The sequence below is a fragment of the Stakelama saccharophila genome (assembly GCF_032229225.1).
GTDB classification, from domain to species: domain Bacteria; phylum Pseudomonadota; class Alphaproteobacteria; order Sphingomonadales; family Sphingomonadaceae; genus Sphingomonas; species Sphingomonas saccharophila.
Genome location: NZ_CP135076.1, coordinates 1,469,227 through 1,490,147, shown reverse-complemented (window position 1 = coordinate 1,490,147; position 20,921 = coordinate 1,469,227). Strand labels below are relative to the sequence as shown.

At 64.8% G+C, this 20,921-nt stretch carries 15 protein-coding genes and 1 pseudogene; 10 read left to right on the top strand and 6 right to left on the bottom strand.

The window, feature by feature from the left end:
• The first annotated feature begins 69 nt into the window (after window positions 1-69).
• The 5 genes from RPR59_RS07005 to RPR59_RS06985 all read left to right on the top strand — a co-directional run bounded on the left by RPR59_RS07005 (window position 70) and on the right by RPR59_RS06985 (window position 6,901).
• The gene (locus tag RPR59_RS07005) at window positions 70-1,290 is read left to right on the top strand and encodes a serine hydrolase domain-containing protein (protein WP_313918072.1); all 1,221 of its coding nucleotides are present in this window, start codon (window positions 70-72) and stop codon (window positions 1,288-1,290) included.
• Between the two features lie 134 nt (window positions 1,291-1,424).
• The gene (locus RPR59_RS07000; protein ID WP_313918070.1) at window positions 1,425-3,452 is read left to right on the top strand and encodes a 3-hydroxyacyl-CoA dehydrogenase NAD-binding domain-containing protein; all 2,028 of its coding nucleotides are present in this window, start codon (window positions 1,425-1,427) and stop codon (window positions 3,450-3,452) included.
• Between the two features lie 116 nt (window positions 3,453-3,568).
• Window positions 3,569-4,756: an acyl-CoA dehydrogenase family protein gene (locus RPR59_RS06995; RefSeq protein ID WP_313918068.1), complete on the top strand. Its 1,188-nt coding sequence runs from the start codon at window positions 3,569-3,571 to the stop codon at window positions 4,754-4,756.
• Window positions 4,757-4,880: 124 nt separating this feature from the next.
• Entirely contained in the window at window positions 4,881-6,008 is a 1,128-nt protein-coding gene (locus RPR59_RS06990; protein WP_313918066.1) for an acyl-CoA dehydrogenase family protein, read from the top strand.
• A complete protein-coding gene (locus tag RPR59_RS06985) occupies window positions 6,008-6,901 on the top strand; it encodes an acyl-CoA thioesterase (RefSeq protein ID WP_313918063.1) in 894 nt (297 codons plus the stop codon). The genes RPR59_RS06990 and RPR59_RS06985 overlap by 1 nt, the downstream gene beginning before the upstream one ends.
• A gap of 7 nt (window positions 6,902-6,908) precedes the next feature.
• Here the strand turns inward: RPR59_RS06985 and RPR59_RS06980 are convergent, their stop codons facing one another.
• The 5 genes and pseudogenes from RPR59_RS06980 to RPR59_RS06960 all read right to left on the bottom strand — a co-directional run bounded on the left by RPR59_RS06980 (window position 6,909) and on the right by RPR59_RS06960 (window position 12,121).
• Window positions 6,909-8,015 carry a TonB family protein gene (locus RPR59_RS06980; RefSeq protein WP_313918061.1) on the bottom strand — a complete coding sequence of 369 codons (1,107 nt, stop codon included), beginning with the start codon at window positions 8,013-8,015 and terminating at the stop codon, window positions 6,909-6,911.
• Between the two features lie 70 nt (window positions 8,016-8,085).
• Window positions 8,086-8,214 (bottom strand): annotated as a pseudogene (locus tag RPR59_RS06975) (oxidoreductase); the annotation flags it as partial.
• 214 nt (window positions 8,215-8,428) lie between these two features.
• A complete protein-coding gene (locus RPR59_RS06970; RefSeq protein WP_313918059.1) occupies window positions 8,429-9,478 on the bottom strand; it encodes a phosphotransferase family protein in 1,050 nt (349 codons plus the stop codon).
• A 20-nt stretch (window positions 9,479-9,498) separates the two neighbouring features.
• The gene (locus RPR59_RS06965) at window positions 9,499-10,584 is read right to left on the bottom strand and encodes a Zn-dependent alcohol dehydrogenase (protein WP_313918057.1); all 1,086 of its coding nucleotides are present in this window, start codon (window positions 10,582-10,584) and stop codon (window positions 9,499-9,501) included.
• Between the two features lie 277 nt (window positions 10,585-10,861).
• Window positions 10,862-12,121 (bottom strand): acyl-CoA dehydrogenase family protein, encoded by a 1,260-nt coding sequence (locus tag RPR59_RS06960; RefSeq protein WP_313918055.1) that lies wholly within the window; start codon window positions 12,119-12,121, stop codon window positions 10,862-10,864.
• A gap of 176 nt (window positions 12,122-12,297) precedes the next feature.
• Between RPR59_RS06960 and RPR59_RS06955 the strand changes: the two genes are divergently transcribed.
• Entirely contained in the window at window positions 12,298-13,542 is a 1,245-nt protein-coding gene (locus RPR59_RS06955; protein ID WP_313918053.1) for a TetR/AcrR family transcriptional regulator, read from the top strand.
• Window positions 13,543-13,791: 249 nt separating this feature from the next.
• Here RPR59_RS06955 and RPR59_RS06950 read toward each other — a convergent pair whose 3' ends face one another.
• Window positions 13,792-16,584: a TonB-dependent receptor domain-containing protein gene (locus tag RPR59_RS06950; RefSeq protein ID WP_313918051.1), complete on the bottom strand. Its 2,793-nt coding sequence runs from the start codon at window positions 16,582-16,584 to the stop codon at window positions 13,792-13,794.
• Window positions 16,585-17,083: 499 nt separating this feature from the next.
• Here RPR59_RS06950 and RPR59_RS06945 point away from each other — a divergent pair, with 499 nt between their 5' ends.
• The 4 genes from RPR59_RS06945 to RPR59_RS06930 all read left to right on the top strand — a co-directional run bounded on the left by RPR59_RS06945 (window position 17,084) and on the right by RPR59_RS06930 (window position 20,876).
• Window positions 17,084-17,788, top strand: coding sequence for a glutathione S-transferase N-terminal domain-containing protein (locus RPR59_RS06945; protein ID WP_313918049.1), 705 nt, complete (start codon window positions 17,084-17,086; stop codon window positions 17,786-17,788).
• Between the two features lie 154 nt (window positions 17,789-17,942).
• A complete protein-coding gene (locus tag RPR59_RS06940) occupies window positions 17,943-18,716 on the top strand; it encodes an EF-hand domain-containing protein (protein ID WP_313918047.1) in 774 nt (257 codons plus the stop codon).
• Between the two features lie 85 nt (window positions 18,717-18,801).
• Window positions 18,802-19,521: a response regulator gene (locus tag RPR59_RS06935; RefSeq protein WP_313918045.1), complete on the top strand. Its 720-nt coding sequence runs from the start codon at window positions 18,802-18,804 to the stop codon at window positions 19,519-19,521.
• Window positions 19,518-20,876 (top strand): sensor histidine kinase, encoded by a 1,359-nt coding sequence (locus tag RPR59_RS06930; RefSeq protein ID WP_432280300.1) that lies wholly within the window; start codon window positions 19,518-19,520, stop codon window positions 20,874-20,876. Before RPR59_RS06935 ends, RPR59_RS06930 begins: the two co-directional genes overlap by 4 nt.
• Window positions 20,877-20,921 lie beyond the last annotated feature (45 nt).

The window sequence follows — 20,921 nt, the reverse complement described above, 5'->3', positions numbered from 1 at the left end:
CAATAGATAATGCGAAGAAAACCGGATCGCGCCTCGACCGCGATTCGAACCTGGGGTATGGAAAGCCTGATGACAATCGCACGCGCCGACAAGCATGGTCTCGACAGCGGACGGCTGGCGCGGATCGATGGCTTCGTGAAGGAACGCTATCTCGATTCGGGCAAGCTGCCCAATGCGCAGTTGCTCGTCGCACGCGAAGGCGAGATCGTCCATTTCTCGCATCAGGGCCAAGCGCGCGAAGGCGGCGGGGCAATCGACGAAGGGTCGCTGTTCCGCATTGCGTCGATGACCAAACCGATCACCTCGATCGCGTTCATGATGCTGGTCGAGCAGGGCAAGATCGCGATCGACACGCCCGTTCACCACGTCCTTCCCGAATTCAAGGATATCGGCGTCTATGACGGCGGCGGGGGCGGCGTGCCTTTCGTCACCAGACCGGCGGCGCAGCCCATGCGGATGATCGATCTGCTGCGCCACACCTCGGGTCTCACCTACAGCTTCCAGAACCGCTCGAACATCGACGCGGCGATGCGCGAGGGCAAGCTGGAGAACTGGCATGGCGGACTGACGCTCGACGAATTCGTCGCGGCGATCGCCAAGCTGCCGCTCGAATTCCCGCCCGGCGAGGCGTGGAATTATTCGGTGTCGACCGACATCCTGGGCGCGGTCGTCCAGCGCGTGTCGGGGCTGCCGCTCGACCGGTTCCTGGCCGAGAAGATCTTTCGGCCGCTCGGCATGAACGACACCTTCTTTCAGGTGCCAGCGGACAAGCTCGACCGCCTCACCGATTGCTACACGCTCGCGCCCGGCGAGGGTCGCGTGATGTACGATCGCGGCGAATCTTCCGCCTGGGCGCATATGCCGCGGCTGGTATCGGGCGGCGGCGGGCTCGTGTCGACTGCGCTCGATTATCACCGCTTCTGCACCATGTGCCTGAACGGCGGTGAACTGGACGGCGTGCGCATCGTTGGTCGCAAGACGATCGAACTGATGACGATGAACCACCTGCCGGAAGACTCCGACCTGTCGAGCATGTCGCGATCGATGTTCAGCGAGGCGACGAACGCCGGCGCCGGTTTCGGGCTGGGCTTTGCGGTGACGCAGAACGTGGCGAAATCGATGATCCCCGGCTCGGCGGGCGAATATTATTGGGGCGGGCTGTTCTCGACCGCCTTCTTCATCGATCCGGTCGAACGGCTGCACATGGTCTTCATGACGCAGGTGAGCCCGTCGAACGCCCATCCCATTCGCCGCGAGTTGAAAACGCTGATCTATTCGGCGCTGACGTGAGACGAACACTCACCTTCGCCATTCCCGCGACGGCGGGAATCCAGACGCACAGCGGCAGCGCTTTTGCCGCTCCGTCCGAACAATCTGGATCCCCGCCTTCGCGGGGATGACGGAAAGAATCAGGAGAGCCAGACATGACATCCCCCATCCGCACCGAACGGCACGGCGACATACTCGTCGTCATTTCCGACAACCCGCCCGTGAACGCACTGAGTGCCGCCGTCCGCCAGGGACTGGAAGCCGGCATCAAGGAAGCGCAGGGCGACAGCGCGGTGAAGGCGGTCGTTATCCGCTGCGACGGCAGGACCTTCTTCGCCGGCGCCGACATCACCGAATTCGGCAAGCCGATGCAGGAGCCGGCGCTGCCCATGCTGGTCGACATGATCGAGGCGTGCGACAAGCCCGTGGTCGCCGCGATCCACGGCACTGCGCTCGGCGGCGGGTGCGAGGTCGCGCTCGGCTGCCACTACCGCATCGCCGTGCCCTCGGCGAAACTCGGCTTTCCGGAAGTGAAGCTCGGCCTGCTCCCCGGCGCCGGCGGCACCCAGCGCGCGCCCCGCATCGCCGGCGTTCCGCTCGCGCTCGAAATGACGGCCAAGGGCGATCCGATCCCGGCGCAGAAGGCGAAGGACGCAGGCCTGATCGACCGCCTTGCCGGCGAAGACAGCCTGATCGAGGACGCGCTGGCCTTTGCGGGCGAAGTGATCGGCAAGACCCCGCTGCCGCGCGCCAGCCTTAAGGAGGCAAAGCCCGACCGCCAAGCGGTCGAGGAATTCAGGAAAAAGAACGCCCGCCGCTTCCGCGGCTTCGACGCGCCGGCCGCCAACATCGCCTGCGTCGCCAAGGCCACCGAGGTCCCGTTCCGGGAGGGTATCGAGTTCGAGCGCCAGGAATTCATGAAGCTGATGATGGGCGTGCAATCCGCCGCACAGCGCCACATCTTCTTCGCGGAGCGCAAGGCGCAGAAGATCGACGACGTGCCCGACGATGTCCAGAAGCGCGACATCGCCCGCGTCGGTGTGATCGGCGCCGGCACGATGGGCGGCGGCATTTCGATGAATTTCCTGTCGGCTGGCATCCCCGTTACCATTGTCGAGATGAACCGGGAAGCGCTCGACCGCGGCACCGGCGTCATGCGCAAGAATTACGAAAATACCGCTGCAAAAGGCCGCATCACCGCCGATCAGGTCGAACAGGCGATGGGGCTCCTGAACCCGACGCTCGATTTCGACGCGCTCGCCGACTGCGACCTCATCATCGAGGCGGTCTATGAGGATATGGACGTCAAGAAGGATATTTTCGGCCGGCTCGACAAGACCGCCAAGAAAGGCGCGATCCTCGCCTCGAACACCAGCTATCTCGACATCAACGAGATCGCCGCCAGCACATCGCGGCCCGAGGATGTGCTCGGCATGCACTTCTTCTCGCCCGCCAACGTCATGAAGCTGCTCGAGGTCGTGCGCGGCGACAAGACCGCGAAGGACGTGCTGGCGACCGTCATGGCGCTCGCCAAGAAGATCCGGAAGGTCGCGGTCGTCGCCGGCGTCTGCCACGGCTTCATCGGCAACCGGATGCTGATGCCGCGCCAGGTCGAGGCGCAGAAGCTGCTGATGGAAGGCGCAACGCCGGAACAGATCGACAAGGTTCATGTCGAATTCGGCATGCCGATGGGGCCGTTCCAGATGTCCGACCTCGCCGGCGTCGATATCGGCTGGCACCGCGATCCCGAACGGATCGAGAGCATTCGCGACGCGCTGTGCGCCGAGGGGCGCTGGGGCCAGAAAAGACAGGCGGGCTTTTACGATTATGACGACAGGCGCAATCCGACGCCCAGCCCTCGCGTCGCCGAGATCATCGAGGATTTCCGCAAGAAAACCGGCGCTCGGCAGCACGACGTGACCGAGCAGGAAATCATCGAGCGCACGCTCTATCCCATGGTCAACGAGGGCGCGAAGATCCTCGAGGAAGGCAAGGCCCAGCGCGCCTCCGACATCGATGTGGTGTGGATCTACGGCTATGGCTGGCCGGTCTATCGCGGCGGCCCGATGTTCTGGGCGGACACGGTGGGCCTCAAGACCATCGTAGAGGGGCTGGAAAAGCACGGCTTCGACGTGTCCCCGCTCCTCAGGCAAAAGGCCGAGAAGGGGGAGCGGTTCAATTGATGCACTTCCGCTCCACCCCCGTCATCCCCGCAAAGGCGGCGATCGCGCCGATCGAAGCGCGTGACGGCGCCATCAACGCCGCGCGCCTCGCCGCCGATTTCAGCAGGAACTGACCGATGAGCAGTCTCGAAACTTTCCGCGCCGAAACGCGCGCCTGGCTGAAGGAAAACGTGCCCGCCTCGATGCGCGAGCCGGTACGCAGCGACACCGATATCAACTGGGGCGGCCGCCGCGCGGACTATGCGAAGAACCCCGACCAGAAGTGGTACATGGATGCGATGGCCGAGCGCGGCTGGACGGTGCCCGACTGGCCGACCGAATATGGCGGCGGCGGCCTTTCCCCGGCCGAAACCAAGATCCTGCGCGAGGAGATGCGGCGCATCAAGGCTCGCAATCCGCTCAACAGCTTCGGCATTTCGATGCTCGGCCCGGCGCTGCTCAAATACGGCACCGAGGCGCAGAAGCTGAAACACCTGCCGAAGATCGCGCGCGGCGAAATCCGCTGGTGCCAGGGCTATTCGGAACCGAACGCCGGCAGCGACCTCGCCGGCCTCGCAACCTCGGCCGAAGACCGGGGAGACCATTTCCTCGTCAACGGACAGAAGGTCTGGACCAGCTATGCCGACAAGGCCGACTGGATCTTCTGCCTCGTCCGCACCGACAGGACCAGCAAGCAGGGCGGCATCAGCTTCCTCCTGTTCGACATGGAATCGGAAGGCGTTTCGACCAGGCCGATCCTGCTCATTTCCGGCTACTCGCCCTTTTGCGAAACCTTTTTCGACAATGTGAAGGTGCCGAAGGAGAATCTGGTCGGTGAACTCAACAAGGGCTGGGACGTCGCCAAATATCTGCTCGGCCATGAGCGCGAGATGATTTCCGGCATGGGATTGCAGTCGAGCGGCGGCAATCCGCTGGTCGACGGCGCGATCGCCATGGTCGGCCTGGACGAAAGCGGCCGCCTCGCCGACCCGCTGCTACGCGCGCAGATCGCGCTGTTCGAGGTGCGCGCCAAGGCATTCTCCGCCATGTCCGAACGTTTCATCGACGAGCTGAAAGCCGGCAAGGCGCATCCCGCGCAGCCCTCGATGATGAAATATTACGGCACCGAGCTGAACAAGACGCGCCACGAGCTGATGATGGCGGCGGGCGGTTCGGACGCGCTCGAATGGGACAGCATGCAATCGAACGGCGGAGCGGCGGCGCGCGCATGGCTGCGCACCAAGGGCAATTCGATCGAGGGCGGAACGAGCGAGATCCAGCTCAATATCATCGCCAAGCGGATATTGGAGCTGCCGAGCCAATAAGCCTTCTCCCCTTCAGGGGAGAGGGTTGGGAAAGGGGCAGTCTCAACAAAAACAATGGGCCGGAATAGAGAGACTGCCCCTCTCCCCGGCCCTCTCCCCGCAAGCGGGGAGAGGGAGTAATAAAATGCCCCTCTATCTCAACGACGAACAGACCATGCTTGCCGATACCGCGCGGGATTTCGTCGCCCAACACGCTCCGGTAAAGCACCTGCGCAGCCTGCGCGACACGAGCGACCCGACCGGCTTCAGCCGCGACTTGTGGAAACAGTTCGCTGAAATGGGCTTCACCGGCATCCTGATCCCGGAGGGGGACGGCGGCCTGGGCCTCGGCCATATCGAAGCGGGCGTGGTGTTGGAGGAAATCGGCCGCAACCTCTCCCCCTCGCCCTTTCTGGCAACCTCGGTGGCGGCAGTGGCGGCGCTCAACCATTCCGCTCAGCGCGACCGCTGGTTTTTCGGCATCGTCTCGGGCGAAACCGTCGCCGCCATCGCGGTTGATGAAAAAGCGAAACACGGCACCGGGATCGCGATGCGGGCCGAGCGTTCGGGCAACGGGTTCCGACTGACCGGCACCAAACAATTCGTCGCCCACGGCCATGTCGCCGACCTGATCCTCGTCGCCGCCCGCACCGCGGGTTCGGCGGAAGACGAACAAGGCATCACCCTCTTCGCGGTGCCAAAGGACGCCGCGAATCTTTCGGCCGACCCGCGCCGCCTCGCCGACTCCAGCCTCGCTGCGCATCTCACCTTCGACGGGGTGGAGGTCGATGCCGATGCCGTTATCGGCGAAGTCGATCAGGGTTCCCTCCCGCTCAAGGCGCTGCTCGCCGCCGGCCGCACCGGTGCGTCGGCCGAAATGCTGGGCGTCGGCGGCGGCGCGGCCGACATGACGGTCGCCTATCTGAAGGAGCGCAAGCAGTTCGGCGCGCACATCGGCAGCTTCCAGGCGCTCCAGCACCGCGCCGCGCACGTCTATGCGGAGATGGAAGTCGCCCGCGCCGCCGTGCTGAAAGCGCAGCAACTGCTCGACGCCGGCTCCGACGAAGCGGAAACCGCCGTGTCGGTCGCCAAGGCGACGACCGCGCTCGCAACCACGTTGTCGGTGCAGGAAGGCGTCCAGATGCACGGCGGCATCGGCATGACCGACGAATATGACATCGGCTTCTACATGAAGCGCGCGCGCGTCCTTGCCGAACTGTTCGGCGATGCCAATTATCATGCCGATCAACTGGCACGCGCAGCAGGATATTGATGGCAGACGCACCCGCAAAACCGACCACGCCCGAAGCACTCACGAAGCAGCTTGTCGAGTTGCTCGATGTCGAGGAGATCGATACCGACCTGTACCGCGGCGCGCGCCAGCCGGGTGGCGTCGGCCGCGTCTTCGGTGGTCAGGTGATCGCGCAGGCGCTCCAGGCGGCGCAGCGTTCGACCGACGAGCACGGCAAGATCGCCCATTCGCTTCATGCCTATTTCATGCGGCCGGGCAATGAGGATTATCCGATCATCTACCGCGTCGTGCGCGATTTCGAAGGGCGCAGCTTCGCCACGCGCCGCGTGATCGCGATGCAGCGCGGCAAGCCGATCCTCAACATGGCCGCCTCGTTCCAGGCGCCGGAAGACGGACTGCATCACCAGGACACGATGCCCGACGTGCCCGGCCCCGACGACCTCAAGTCCGAAACCGAGCTGCGCGCCGAGATCGAGGACCGGGTCCCGGAACGGATGCGCGCCTTCTTCCTGCGCCCGCGCCCGATCGAGATCCGGCCGGTCAACCCGCGCAACTGGTTTTCGCCCGACAAGTGCGAGCCGGTCCAGCATAGCTGGTTCCGCGTCTCGTCCGCGCTGCCCGACGACCCGGCGATGCACCGCGCGATGCTCGCTTATGCCTCCGACATGGCGCTGCTCGGCACGGCGATGTTGCCGCACGGTATCAATTGGCTGACCAACCGGATGCAGACCGCCAGCCTAGACCACGCGCTGTGGCTGCACGAAGGATTCCGCGCCGACGAATGGCTGCTCTATTCGTGCGACAGCCCGTGGTCGGGCCATGCCCGCGGTTTCAACCGCGGCCGCATCTTTGCCGCCAACGGAACGCTGGTCGCCGATGTGACGCAGGAAGGGCTGATCCGCCTGCGCGAATAGCCTGCTGTCAGTCGCGCTCGGCCTGCACATTGGCTAGTCCCGCCGGCATGGCGAAGCGGACTCGTTCGACACAGCCGACGCGATTCACGTCACTTTTGCCAAGCCTGCCCTGGGCGATGATCTCGCGCGCCGCGTCGCCGAACGCGTCGGCTGGCTCGCTCGCCAACACCTCGACATCGCCCGTGTCGCCCCAGGGGGCGACATCGAAGCGTATGATCGCCCATCCCTCGATCCCGCGTCTGCGGAATGCGTTCGGATAGTGTTGCGCCAACGAGGGCAGATGGTCCCACTCCCCCTCGGCCACGCATGTATCCGCCGCGGAAAACCGCGCTCCGGACGGCATTTCTGGTGCGGGTACGGCCGGCGTCCCGCCGCGCCAGAAGAAATAGCGGCAGCCATGATAGGCCTTGCCGCTTACAAACCGCCATTTCCGCATCGCCTGCAGGCCCGCCTCGTTCAGCTCCCGATTTCCATCCGATCCGATCAGCGCCACGTTGCGCGGCTTGCCGTCGGCGGTCGTGTCGAAGGTGAAGAAGCTGGTCGACAGCCGCCCCGGCTCCTGCTCGACATCCTTGAAGTCGGGATAGACGGTCACACGCCGCGCGGGACGTTCGTCGTTGCAGTTCGATTCCTCCGGCGCGAAGGACGGCCATACGTTCAAGCCGGGCCCGCCGATGTTCGGCAGGGCCGCATAACGCATCGCTTCGCCCCGCGGGGCAGCGTCGGGCGCATAGGCCTGCGGCACGAAGGTGACGGTGCAGTCGCCGCGCGCCTGCCCGGGCTCGAAGCGCCACGCGGCCAGGGAAGCAGCGACGTCCGTGTGTGAATTCCGCCTGCTCCGGTCATCCGCTTCGGCGATGCCCAGCGGCCGGCCCGTTCGCGAAATCCGGAAGGAAAGCCTTCGCGGCGACAGCGCGTCATCGCTCCGCCCGCGGATGAAGGCGCCGTTCGGCACCACCGGCTCGCGCCACAGCGGCGTCACGCCTTCGCCGCCGCAGCGCACGGCGCCGGACGTGTAGGTGATCAGCCGCTGTCCCGCACGCCCCGGCGCAACGGGCGCCGCCGGCGGCTGCTGAAAAAGCGAGGAGGCGAGCAAAGCCAATGCGATAGCCATGGCGCAGCCTCGCCCTCATTTATGACAATGTAAAGGCTGTCCGACCGCGCTGCCTGCAGCGGCAGGCCAGCTAAACCGCCGTCTTGCCAAATTGCTGGCGCGTCACCGGATGGCTGGAGGACAGGCCGCTATCGACAGCGATCGCCTGTCCATTGAAGTACCTGGCGGCATCGGAGGCGAGGAACGCGACGACCTCGGCCTGTTTTCGGCTGGAAATCATCACCTTCGCCCCCGCTCGCCGAGCGCCACGGCCGCCGCCCTGCCGATCCTCCGCGAAGATCCGGTGATGATCGCGGCTTTGCCGGTCAGGTCGAACAGTCCCATTCACCTTCTCCGTTCGTGTCGAGCGAAGTCGAGGCACGTCGCCACATCCCGTTCCTCGACGTCGCTCGGAACGAACGGGATCGAATCTGCTACTCAGCCCCCGCCTTCCTTGCGAACTCCCACGCCGCTTCGGCCAGCCCCGGCACGCGTGCAGCCGTCGCCGCCGCCTTTGCATTCGATGCGTTGCCGTCGAGCCAGCGCTTCTTGATCCCCTGCACGATCCCCATCAGGCGGAAGAGATTGTAGGAAAAATACCAGTTGAGATCGGGCACCCCGTCGCGGCCGGTCCTCTCGCAATAGCGTTCGGTCACTTCCTCCAGCGTCGGGATGCCCGTTTCCGGTCCCGTTCGTCCCATCACGCCCGAACGCCCCTCCGGCTCGGTCACCCAGTTCATCGCGAAATAGGCGAAGTCGGCAAGCGGATCGCCCAGGGTCGAAAGCTCCCAGTCGAGCAACGCCAGGATATTAGGTGCGTCGGGCGCGAAGATCATGTTGTCGATGCGGTAATCGCCGTGGACGATCGCGGTGCGGTCCTGCTTCGGCACCGTGCGCGGCAGAAAGTCGATCAGCTTTTCCGCCGCTTCGATCTCGTCGGTCTGGCTGGCGCGATACTGTCGCGTCCAGCGCCCCACCTGCCGCTCGAAATAATTGCCCGGCTTGCCGTAATCGCCGAGCCCTGCCGCCACGTAATCGATCGTGTGCAACCGGGCGAGCGTGTCGATCATCGCGTGGTAGTGCGCGGTTCGCTCGGGCGGCGTCAGGCCGGGCAGCGTTCCGTCCCAGATCGTGCGTCCTTCGACCAGTTCCATGACGTAGAACATCGATCCGATCACCGAATCGTCCGAGCACAGGCCGAAATAGGGCCTGGGCACGGGAAATCCCGTCGGATGGAGCGCCGCGATTAGGCGATATTCCCGGTCCACGGCATGGGCGGAGGGCAGCAACTTGCCGAACGGCTGGCGTCTCAGAACGTAGCGCCGGCCCGGCGTATCGACCCGATAGGTCGGGTTCGACTGGCCGCCCTTGAACTTGGCGAGACTTACGGGACCGGAAAATCCCGGCATCCGGGCCTTCATCCAGCGTTCCAGCGCGGACATGTCGACGGGGTCATCCGGCGGCACGGCCATGGTCCCGGTCATCGGAGTGTTGGCCTGCTCGCTCACGAGAAGTCGATCACGGAGCGTACCGCGCTCCCTTCGCGCAGCCTGTCGAAGGCGCCATTGACGTCCTCGAGCCGGATCGTCTCGGCGACCATCGAGTCGAGGTCGAGCTTGCCGTCGAGGTACATCTGCACCAGCCGCGGCAGGTCGGTCGGGAATTGCGTCGAGCCCAACAGCGAACCTTGCATCTTCTTGCCCGTCAGAAAGCTCGGCCCCGCTATGCTCACGCTGTTTCCCGGCGCGATCATGCCGAGAATCGTCGCCGTGCCGCCGCGTCGCAGGATATTCCAGGCAAGCTCCGCCGTGTCCGATCGCCCCACCGCCTCGATCGCGTAATGGGCGCCGCCCTCGGTGAGTGTGAGTACCTGCCTGACGAGATCGCCGGCATTGGCGTCGAAACTGTGCGTCGCGCCCATTTTCTCGGCGAGCGCACGCTTTTCCGGCACCGGGTCGATCGCAACGATCCGCCCCGCCCCCGCGATCTTAGCCGCGTTGATCGCCGACAAGCCGATGCCGCCCGCGCCGATTACCGCGACGCTCTCGCCGGGCTTGACCTTGCTGTCGTTGAACACCGATCCCGCGCCGGTAATCACTGCGCAGCCGAGCAGCGCCGCGCGGTCCAGCGGCATTTCCTTCGCGATCGCGACGCAGGCATTTTCATGCACCAGCATCATTTCGGCAAAGGCCGACAGGTTGAGGAACTGCGTTACCGGCGTACCATCGGCCAGCCTGATCCGCGGTTCGGCATCCTTCGCCCGCTTGGTCGCCGGATTGACGCATAGCGACGGACGTCCGGTCGTGCAGAACTCGCAACTGCCGCAGAAGACGGTGAAGAAGGTAATGATATGATCGCCGACCTTCAGATTGGCGACGTCGCTTCCCACCGCCTCGACCACGCCCGCCGCTTCGTGGCCCGGCACCGTCGGCACCGGATGCGGGAACGCGCCGTCGACGAAGTGCAGGTCCGACCGGCACACGCCGCACGCGATCGTGCGGATCAGCACCTCGCGCGGCGCCGGATCGGACAGCTTGATGTCCTCGATGGAAAGCGGCTGCTTCGCCTTGTGCAATATGGCTGCCTTCACGCCAACTCCTCTCGATCCGCTCGCCCCAAACCTGTCGTGGGGCAATCGTTCACCGTTGGTTCGATAAAGTGCCGGGCTTCGACAGGCTCAGCCCAAACGGTTGCTATGCTCCAGCTCCGCCGACCCAACTTGAACTCGCCGCATCTCAAGCACGGCTGCCTTCACGACCATTCCTCTCATTCCGCTTGCCCCGAGCTTGTCGAAGGGCTGTTCTTCCTTTCACCGTCGCGAAAAAGGGCGGGGTTTCGACCAGCGCAGCCCGAACGATCGCTGTGACCTAGCTCGGCCGATCCACCTTTAACTCGCCATATTTCCCGAATTCGGCGCGTGCTATGGCGCGGTTGTGAACCTCGTCGGGCCCGTCGGCCAAACGCAACGTGCGGACATTCGCCCAGGCGCTCGCCAGGGCGAAATCGCCCGACACGCCCGCGCCGCCATGCGCCTGGACCGCATCGTCGAGGATCTGCAGCGCCATGGCCGGCGCCTGCACCTTAATCATCGCGATTTCCTGTCTGGCCGCCTTGTTGCCCGCCTTGTCCATCATGTCCGCGGCCTTGAGGCAGAGAAGTCGCGTCATCTCGATATCGATGCGCGCGCGGGCGATACGCTGTTCCCATACCGAATGATCGGAAATGCGCTTGCCGAACGCAATGCGCGACACCAGCCGCCCGGCCATCGCCGCGATCGCCTCCTCCGCGACGCCGATGGTGCGCATGCAATGGTGGATGCGTCCCGGCCCCAGCCGCCCCTGCGCGATCTCGAACCCGCGCCCCTCGCCCAGCAGGACATTGCCGACCGGCACGCGCACGTCCTTCAGCACCACCTCGCCGTGCCCGTGCGGCGCGTGGTCATAGCCATAGACGCTCAGCATCCGTTCGATCGTGACACCCTCGGCATCGAGCGGCACGAGGATCTGCGAATGTTGCGCATGGCGCGCGGCGTCGGGGTTGGTCTTGCCCATGACGATGGCGATCTTGCAGCGCGGATCGCCGGTGCCGCTCGACCACCATTTGCGGCCGTTGATGACATAGTGATCACCGTCGCGGACCATCGACGTCTCGATATTGGTGGCATCCGACGATGCCACCGCCGGTTCGGTCATCAGAAAGGCGGAGCGAATCTCGCCCTCCATCAGCGGCCGCAACCACCGCTCCTTCTGTTCGCGCGTGCCGTAGCGGTGAAGCACCTCCATATTGCCGGTATCGGGCGCGGAGCAGTTGAAGCATTCGCTCGCCCAGCCGATCCGGCCCATCTCCTCGGCGCATAGCGCATATTCGAGATTGGTGAGCTGCTCGCCCTCGAAGACAAAGCTGTCATCGACATGCTGCTGTCCCGAATCCGGCGGCATGAAGAAATTCCACAGCCCTTCGCGCCTGGCGAGAGCCTTCACTTCCTCGACGACCGGAATCACCTTCCAGCGCTCGCCCTCGCGCACCTGAGCGGCATAGTCGTCCTGGCGCGGCCGGATATGCGTGTCGATGAACGCCCGCACCCGATCCCGGAAACAGGTTTCCCGCTCGGTGAGGGTGAAATCCATCGCATCTCTCCATGGTCGGCCGTTCGCGGCCCTTCCATCTCCGCTTAGACCGTACCCGATATTCGGTAAACCCGCATCGAACATCTTTCCATGCCTTGTCCGACGCTGCGAAACCCTGTCGGTTCGCGGGCACAAAAAATGCTGTCGCTTCGAACCCGTTTTGCTAAACTGGACATATGACTGCAGCGGAGGCTGCCGCACCGGCGGCGGAAAAGGGGACCAAGCGTTTTCAGGCCAAGCGGGATGCCATCCTCGCCGCGGCCGCGGACGCGATCAACGAACAGAGCGCGAAGGGCATGACCTTCGCCGACGTGGCGCGCCGCGTCGGGCTGAACACCACCAGCGTCACCTATTATTTCAAGCGCAAGGAAGACCTGGCGGCGGCGTGTTTCGACTATACGCTCGACTACCTGCAATCCATGCTCGACGAGGCGATGGCGGAGCCCACGCCGGAACAGCGGGTCGACAGGCTGCTTTCGACCAACATGGCCCGGCTGGCGCGCATCGAGCGCGGCGAGGAAACCTCCTACGCCATCCTGTCCGACCTCCGCGCGATGGAAGGACCGGTCAAGAATGAACTGCTGCGCAAATGGCAGCGCGTATTCCGCACCGCGCGCCAGTTGTGGGGCGAGGAGAAATCGCGCGAGCACAAGGATCTGCTGGGCGCCCGCGCCCATGTCCTGCTGGAGAACATCTTCTGGCTCGCCGCCTGGCTCGACCGCTACGCGCTCGACCAGTATGACCGGGTGGAGGCGCGGCTGATGGACGTGTTCCGCTATGGCATCGCCCCGGCCGACGCGAAATGGCAGCCGAACCTGCTGAACGTCGCGTATGAAGAGCCGGAGCCGGGCCGCGAATCCTTCCTCGTCGCGGCCACCCGCCTCATCAACGAACTGGGCTATCGCGGCGCGTCGGTGCAGAAGATCGCCTCGGAACTGAACGTGACCAAGGGCAGTTTCTATCACCATCTCGACGCCAAGGATGATCTGGTGATCGAATGCTACAAGCGCAGCTTCGACACTATTGCGGAGGCGCAGCGAGAGGCCGATGCCGGCGGCGGCACGCACTGGCAGCGCCTGTCGAGCATGATCGCGACGTTGCTCGACGTGCAGTTTTCCGAACATGGCCCGCTTCTGCGCACGACGGCATTGTCCGGCCTGCCGTTGCGTGCGCGCCAGGGCATGATCGACCGCTCCAATCGCATCGCCCGGCGGTTCGCCGGCACGATTATCGACGGCATCAGCGAAGGCTCGATCCGCGCCATCGACCCGCTGGTCGCCAGCCAGGCGCTGATGGCGGCGCAAAATGCCGCCTTCGACCTGCGCAAATGGGCCTCGACGATGGAGCGCGAGCGCGCGGTCGCGCTTTACGCCTCGACCATCGCCTTTGGCATGTTCGACGACCGCATCCTGGATGCGTGACCCCTCCCGTTCACGGGGACGAGACACGGGCGGATTCGCGGCCAATGGTACGAATCCGCTCGGTGCAACGCGCGGGGCAGGTGATTTCCCGATGAGGTGCCTCACTGCCTATGTGCTCCTGGCGGCGCTTGCGACCTGGGTTCCTGCTTTCGCAGGAACACGATTCCATGCGGGTAGGGAACCGCACTAGCCGTCCCGCGCCGCTTCAGCAGCACGCCCGCCCGCCAATAGTGAAAGATCGCCCCCGGATCAGAATTTGCCGCGCACCGTGACGCCATAGGTCCGCGGTTCGGCGAGATAGGCCGAATAGGTCTGCTGCGACGCCACAAATGGCGTGTTGAATGCGACCTGCGTATATTGCGTATCGAACAGGTTTTGCGCCCAGGCCTCGATCGACCAGGCCTGGTCCGGCCCGCGCAGCCCGATCCTGGCGTTCACAACGGTATAGCTGTCCTGCTCCTTGCCATAGAGCAAATCAGACCCGGTATTGTAGTCGTCGACCGTGCGCGCGTTCACGTAGAACAGCCCCGACAGCCCCGAATTTCCGATCGGCGGCGTGTAGGACAGCGAGGCCGTACCCGTCAGCTCGGGCGCGTTCGACAGATTGTCGCCGGGCAGCAGCCGCAGCGCCGGATCGAGCGGCGCGCCGTTGTTGGTGCCGATCAGGTCGTGGCGATATTTGGTGTCGGCATAGGTGATGCCCATCGTCACGCTGAGGTCGCGCACCGGCGTAATCGCGCTTTCCAGCTCTACGCCCTGCGAGATCACGCCCGGCCGAACGTCGTCGGGTGAGCAGGACCCGGTGGAAGCGTCGGCGTCCGTGTCGCCCCCGTTTAAATCCGTCGAACAGGCGTTGATGTTCTGCACCAGGAACACCGATCCGTTGAAGGTGTTCAACTGGAAATTGTCGAATTCCTCGCGGAACGCGGCGATGCCGAAGCTGAAATTGCGCCCGCCATATTTCGCGCCGACTTCATAGGCGTTCACCGTTTCCGCGCCGAATTGCAGATTGGCGGTCGAACCGTTGGTCGCCGGGTTGAACAGCGGATTGCCGAGCGCCGACCGATCGAGATTGAATCCGCCCGCCTTGTAGCCGCGCGAATAGCTGGCATAGACCATCCAGTCCTCCACCGGTCGGTAGGACACGACCGCCGTGCCGGTGAATTCGTCCTCCTTGCGCTTGTCCGACAGTTCCAGGCCATCCAGTTCGGACGTCGAATTGCCCTGGCACGACAGCGAGATGATGCCCCCCGCCAGCGGCGCCAGCGCGGCATTGGCGAGTAGCGGCGACAAAAGGTCGCGATTGATCGGGCAATAGATGTTGTCGTTGGTGAAGGAGGAGTGGAAATCCTTGGTCTCGTTCGTGTACCGCACGCCCAGCGTGACATCCAGCTTGTCGGTGACATGGAAGATGTTGTGGGTGAACAGCGCGAAATTCTCGCTGTCCTGATTATAGATGTCGACGTCCGAGCCCAGGTCGTTGATCTGCGCCAGCGTGTCGAGCCCGGCGAAGATCAGCGGCGTGGCCGGGCCGAACGCGCCCGCGCCGCCATTGGCCGCGGACAGGATGGCGCGGCCCGTCGCGCTCAGGCAGCCGGTGCTCGTGGGTGATGCCAGCGCCGGGTTGACCGCGTTGACGATCCGGCACGGCGCGAACGCGCCATATTGGTTGCCGAAGCGCAGATTGTCCCGCACCTCCAGCTTTTCGTTGGCGTAATAGGCGCCGACCAGCCAGTCCAGCTTGTCCCCGAACAGCGTGCCCGAAAGCCGAAACTCCTGTGAAAATGTCTTGAACGCCCGCGCCCCGCCATTTTCGTTCGGCGCACGGTACAGGATGTCGACCTGCGTATAGTCGGTATCCGACCCCTGGAAGTTGGAATATTCGCGGTACGCCGTGATCGAGGTCAGGTTGACGTCGCCGAACTCGAAATCGCCCTGCAGCGAGACGCCGTAATCCTCGGTCTGGCCGGCGAAGGAACGGCCGGGTGACATATAGATGTCGCGGTCGAAGGTGCTCTGATTGAGCGCGCGCGGATCCTGCCCCAGGCCGAGCAGGATCGGGATGATCGGATTGGCCGTGCTGGTCAGTGCGGGCGTCTGCGTACCGGGATAATCGAATGGCGCGTTGTTGGTATCGAGAACCGAAATATCGTCCGCAAGGCGCGCGAGCGGCGCAAATTCCGGCTGGACGAAGGTGGCCGCGCAGCAGGCTTCGTCCTTTTTCGAATAGTCGCCGACCAGCCGCAGCCGGATGGCCGAACTCGGCTCGAACAGCAATTGGCCGCGAACCAGATACCGGTCCTTGTTGTTGACGTCGGTATCGTTGACGACATCGGTATAGAAGCCGTCGCGCTTGGCATAGACGCCGTCGATCCGCGCCGCGAGCGTCTCCGTCAGGGGCGCGTTGACGCCTGCTTCGAACCGGTAATGGTCGTAATTGCCGTAGCTGGCCGAACCATAGCCCGAAAAGTCGAATTCCGGCGGCGCGGTATAGATGCTGATAAGCCCGGCCGACGAGTTGCGCCCGCCCAGCGTGCCCTGGGGACCGCGCTGGATCTCGACCCGGTCGATCGGCCCCAGTTCGCCCAGCGCATTGCCGCTGCGCGAACGATAGACACCGTCGATGAAGACCGCGACCGAGCTTTCCAGGCCCGGATTGTCGCCAACGGTGCCGATTCCGCGGATGCGCGCCGATCCATTCGCTTCGTTACCCGTCGAGGACACCAGCAGCGACGGCGCGAGCTGATTCAGCTCGCGAATGTCGCTGGCTCCCGATTTCTCCAGGCTCTCGGCATTTACCGCCGAAATGGCGACCGGCACGTCGGCCAGCACCTGACGGCGTCCCTGCGCGGTGACAATGATGTCCTGCGACATCGGTGGATTGGCCTCATCCCCGGCAAGCGGCGTTCCCGTTTCGCCCTGCGCCGACGGTTCGGCGGCTGCCTGCCCGGCGTCGTCCGTGTCCTGTGCATGCACGGGCGCGGCGAGCGCGAGCATGAGCGCCGAGCCCGCGCAGGCCGAAAGAAGCGTCGGCTTAAGCATCATTCCTCTCCCATTGGCCGCAACATCGTTGTGCTGCATACCCTATGCTCGAATAGAGCCTGCAATCGGGCTCGCGTCAAGACATGTCGAACGCCGTATATCGCCCTGAAATACTGCACGTATCCGAAATACAACACCCGACGATGGGAGGTTGGCCGGACTAAACCGAATTTCAGAAACAGTGGATCAGGAACTACTCAGCCAATGAGCGCACCTTCAACGACGGCGGGGAACTTCGCCGCCAGCCATTCGCGCCCGCCTGCGGAAGGCGCCGCCGGTCGACGAGCGCCTCGACATCGGGTGCGGTGGCGATCGCGCTCTCCTCGAACGTATCGCGCGGGGCAGCGCACATCACCTTATTTGAGGGTTTGGCACGGCGGGCCATGCGTCACGCGGTAAAACATCCTCTCCGTCAAAGACGATCCGAGCGCCGCCGCGCCTTGCCTCGATCGCGACTCTTCCCATGTTTCGCGGACGCTTCACTGCAAGGGACACACCTATGATCGATCTGCATTACTGGCCGACGCCCAACGGCCACAAGATCACGATGCTCCTGGAAGAGACCGGCCTCGACTATGACATCCACCCGGTGAACATCGGCGCGGGCGATCAGTTCAAACCCGATTTCCTCAAGATCGCACCCAATAACCGCATGCCGGCGATCGTCGACCGCGATCCCGTCGGTGGCGGCGACCCCGTCGCCATCTTCGAATCGGGTGCGATCCTGATGTATCTGGCGGAAAAGACCGGCAGATTCCTCCCCAGCGACATGCGCCGGCGCTATCAGGTCATCCAGTGGCTGATGTGGCAGATGGGCGGCCTCGGCCCGATGGCGGGCCAGAACCACCATTTCAACAGATATGCGCCGGAGAAGATTCCCTACGCCATCGACCGCTATGTCAACGAGACCAACCGGCTGTACGGCGTGCTCGACCGCCAGCTCGAGGGCCGCGATTTCATCGCCGGCGATTATTCGATTGCCGACATGGCCTGCTATCCCTGGATCGTGCCACACGAAGCGCAAGGGCAGGACCTGAACGACTTCGCCAATGTGAAGCGCTGGTTCGACGCGATCCATGACCGCCCCGCCACGCTCGCCGCCTATGCCAAGGGCGAGGAGATCCGCCCGGCGAGCGAGAGCGGGATGACGGACGAGCAGAAGAGGATCCTGTTCGGCCAGACGGCGAAATCATCGGACCGATAAGCCACAGCAGCGGCCGACCTCCGCCCCACCGGGAGAACCGCTTGCGACAATTTGCGACACTTTTCCGAACGCCTGACAAACTCGCGCGACAACCTTCCCCCAGAAAGGGCACCGAAGCGCAAGCATAGCGCTCTCGGAAAGGATTATCGCAGTCATGAAGAAGTTGATCATTTCGGCCGCACTCGCCGCCACGTCGCTGACCGGCGTCGCTGTCGCGGCGCAGCAGCAGCCCGCGCCCGCCGGTCGCCATCATTTCGGCCCGGACGCCAACAAGGACGGCATCGTCACCCGCGACGAAGCCATCGCCGCGGCCGATGCCCGGTTCGCCCGCCAGGACGCCGACAAGGACGGCCAGCTCTCGGCGGACGAGATGGGACGCCACCACAAGGGCATGCGCGGCCATCACCGCAAGCATGGCGGTCGCTGGATGAAGCGGCTCGACACCAATGGCGACGGCCAGCTCTCCGACGCGGAGCGTCAGGCGGGCAAGGCCAGGATGACCGCGCGGCTCGATACCGACGGTAACGGCACTGTCTCGGCCGAGGAAAAGCAGGCCGCCCGCGCCAAATGGCAAGAACATCGCGGCAAGCGCGGCCACGGCGGGATGCACGAACGCATGATGCAGCGCTTCGACGCCAACAAGGACGGCGCGCTGTCGGATACTGAAAAACAGGCTGCCAAGGCGCAGTTCGAGGCGCGCCGCGACCAGATGCGCGAGCGAATGATGGCGAAGCTCGACACCGACGAGAACGGCACCATCAGCCAGGCCGAATTCCGCGCGGCCGCGATGGATCGCTTCGCCAGGGCCGACGCCAACAAGGACGGCCGCATCGACAAGGCCGAACACGACGCGGTCCGCGCGAAGATGAAGGCCCGCGACCAAATGCGCGACCGCAACGGCCCGCCGCCTCCGCCGCCCGCCGATTAAGTCTCCTCCCCGACCTGCCGGGCGAGTGCTCCCTGCTCGCCCGGCCCTCTTTTCGTTTCCCCCGTTTATGGCTACCGCGAGCGATATGGCTGAAACCCCGCACCTGCTGCTGGTAGACGACGAGCGCTCCATCCGCGAACCGCTCGCCCAGTTCCTGACCAAACAGGGTTTCCGTGTGACGCAGGTGGGCGATGCCGCCACCGCGCGCGACCGCCTCAACGCCTATGCGATCGACCTCGTCGTCCTCGACATCATGATGCCGGGCGAAGACGGCCTGTCGCTATGCCGCCATATCCGCGCGACCAGCGAGACGCCGGTCATCCTGCTCACCGCCCGATCGGAAGAGACCGACCGCATCGTCGGGCTGGAAATGGGCGCCGACGATTATGTCGTGAAGCCTTTCTCCCCGCGCGAACTCGCCGCGCGCATCAAGGTCGTGCTGCGCCGCCTCGCCGCCGGCGGGACACGCCAGAATGCGCCCGAGGCCGGCGCCTATTCCTTCGCCGGTTGGGTGCTGAAGACGGGGGAACGCGCGCTCGTCGATCGCGAGGGTGTTTCGGTCCCGCTGTCGACGGGGGAGTTCAATCTGCTCCTCGCGCTGGTGCAGCGACCGCGCCAGGTGCTGACCCGCGACCAGCTTCTCGACCTCACCCAGGGGCGCGAAGCTGCCGCGTTCGACCGCGCCATCGACAATCAGGTCAGCCGCCTGCGCAAGAAGATCGAGGCCGATCCCAGGGATCCGGCGATCATCAAGACGGTGTGGGGCGGCGGCTATACGCTGGCGGCGGAGGTGACGCGGCTGTGACCCGCTCACTCTGGCCGCGCAGCCTGCCGGGCCAGCTCATGCTGCTGGTCGCGATCCTGCTGTTCGTGGCCCAGGCGATCAACTTCGCCCTGCTCCTCAACGGCCGTCGCCAGCTTCGCTACGCCCAGTTCACCGTGCCCGCCGTCAACCGCGTGATCGATTCGATGGAAAACCTGCGCTCGGGCGAACCGGTCGTCGACCGTCGCGGCCTGCGCCAGACCCGCATCGACACGAGGAGCCGCATCCCCGTGACCCATCACGACGCGCCGAAGGTCGAGCAGGGCATCCGCGACGGCCTGGCCGAAGCGAACCTCACCGCCGGCGCGATCGCCACCGAAATCCGCGACCTGCGCGCCGACGACCCGCGCCTGCGCCATCGTCACAGCCGCCGGGCCGAGCGCCTGCGCCGTGTCGGCACCGAGTTGCGCATCGCCGTCGAAGTCCCCGGCAGCGGTTGGCTGAACGTCCGCACCCCCTGGCCGGACAGCAGCAATTTCATCTTCTGGCAGCTCATCGCCCAGACGCTGGTCATCTATCTCGTCACCCTGATCCCGATGTTCTGGATCGGCCGTCGCATCGCCCGTCCGCTGCGCGACCTGGCGACCGCCGCGCGCACCTTCGATCCCTCTACCCCCGGCACCGATGTCGAGGAACGTGGCCCCGGCGACGTTCGCGCGGTGATCATCGCCTTCAACCAGCTTTCCGACCGCGTCGCCGCCATGCTGGACGAAAAGGACCGGATGCTGGGCGCGATCGGCCACGACCTGCGGACACCGCTGGCCGCGCTTCGCGTGCGCATCGAATCGGTCGAGGACGATGGCGACCGCGCGAAGATGGCCGACACCATCGACGAAATGAACCGAACGCTCGACGACATCCTCTCGCTCGCCCGGCTCGGCCGCCCCAGCGAACCCGCCACGCAGGTCGACCTGTCGGCGCTGGTCGATGCGGTAGTGGAGGATTTCCGCGATATCGGCGCCGACGTGACGGCGGAGGAAACGCCGCGCATCCTCGTCCGCATTCGCCCGTCGCTGATGCGTCGCGCACTGCGCAACCTCATCGAGAATGCGGTCAAATATGCCGGCGCGGCCGAGGTCGCGCTGAATCAGGATGACGGCCATGTCGGCATCGCCGTCGCCGATCGCGGCCCCGGCATCCCCGACGACAAGCTCGCCGCCGTGTTCGATCCCTTCACCCGGCTGGAAAGTTCGCGCAACCGCGAAACCGGCGGCATCGGCCTGGGCCTCGCCCTCGCCCGGGCAATCGTGCGGGAGGCGGGCGGCGAGATCGTACTCGCCAACCGCGACGGCGGCGGTTTGGTCGCCACCATTCGCCTGCCGAAACGGCCCGCCTGACATGACGGCGGGAACTCTCTGCCCGTACGAAGCGATAATTGACCG

Excerpts from the sequence above, each read along its gene's own strand:
- RPR59_RS06940 (WP_313918047.1), top strand. The coding sequence starts at position 17,943 with ATGAAGAAGTTGATCATTTCGGCCGCACTCGCCGCCACGTCGCTGACC.
- RPR59_RS06950 (WP_313918051.1), bottom strand. The coding sequence starts at position 16,584 with ATGCTTAAGCCGACGCTTCTTTCGGCCTGCGCGGGCTCGGCGCTCATG.
- RPR59_RS06935 (WP_313918045.1), top strand. The coding sequence starts at position 18,802 with ATGGCTGAAACCCCGCACCTGCTGCTGGTAGACGACGAGCGCTCCATC.
- RPR59_RS06955 (WP_313918053.1), top strand. The coding sequence starts at position 12,298 with ATGACTGCAGCGGAGGCTGCCGCACCGGCGGCGGAAAAGGGGACCAAG.
- RPR59_RS06995 (WP_313918068.1), top strand. The coding sequence starts at position 3,569 with ATGAGCAGTCTCGAAACTTTCCGCGCCGAAACGCGCGCCTGGCTGAAG.
- RPR59_RS06945 (WP_313918049.1), top strand. The coding sequence starts at position 17,084 with ATGATCGATCTGCATTACTGGCCGACGCCCAACGGCCACAAGATCACG.
- RPR59_RS06970 (WP_313918059.1), bottom strand. The coding sequence starts at position 9,478 with ATGACCGGGACCATGGCCGTGCCGCCGGATGACCCCGTCGACATGTCC.
- RPR59_RS07000 (WP_313918070.1), top strand. The coding sequence starts at position 1,425 with ATGACATCCCCCATCCGCACCGAACGGCACGGCGACATACTCGTCGTC.
- RPR59_RS06960 (WP_313918055.1), bottom strand. The coding sequence starts at position 12,121 with ATGGATTTCACCCTCACCGAGCGGGAAACCTGTTTCCGGGATCGGGTG.
- RPR59_RS07005 (WP_313918072.1), top strand. The coding sequence starts at position 70 with ATGACAATCGCACGCGCCGACAAGCATGGTCTCGACAGCGGACGGCTG.
- RPR59_RS06980 (WP_313918061.1), bottom strand. The coding sequence starts at position 8,015 with ATGGCTATCGCATTGGCTTTGCTCGCCTCCTCGCTTTTTCAGCAGCCG.
- RPR59_RS06985 (WP_313918063.1), top strand. The coding sequence starts at position 6,008 with ATGGCAGACGCACCCGCAAAACCGACCACGCCCGAAGCACTCACGAAG.
- RPR59_RS06990 (WP_313918066.1), top strand. The coding sequence starts at position 4,881 with ATGCCCCTCTATCTCAACGACGAACAGACCATGCTTGCCGATACCGCG.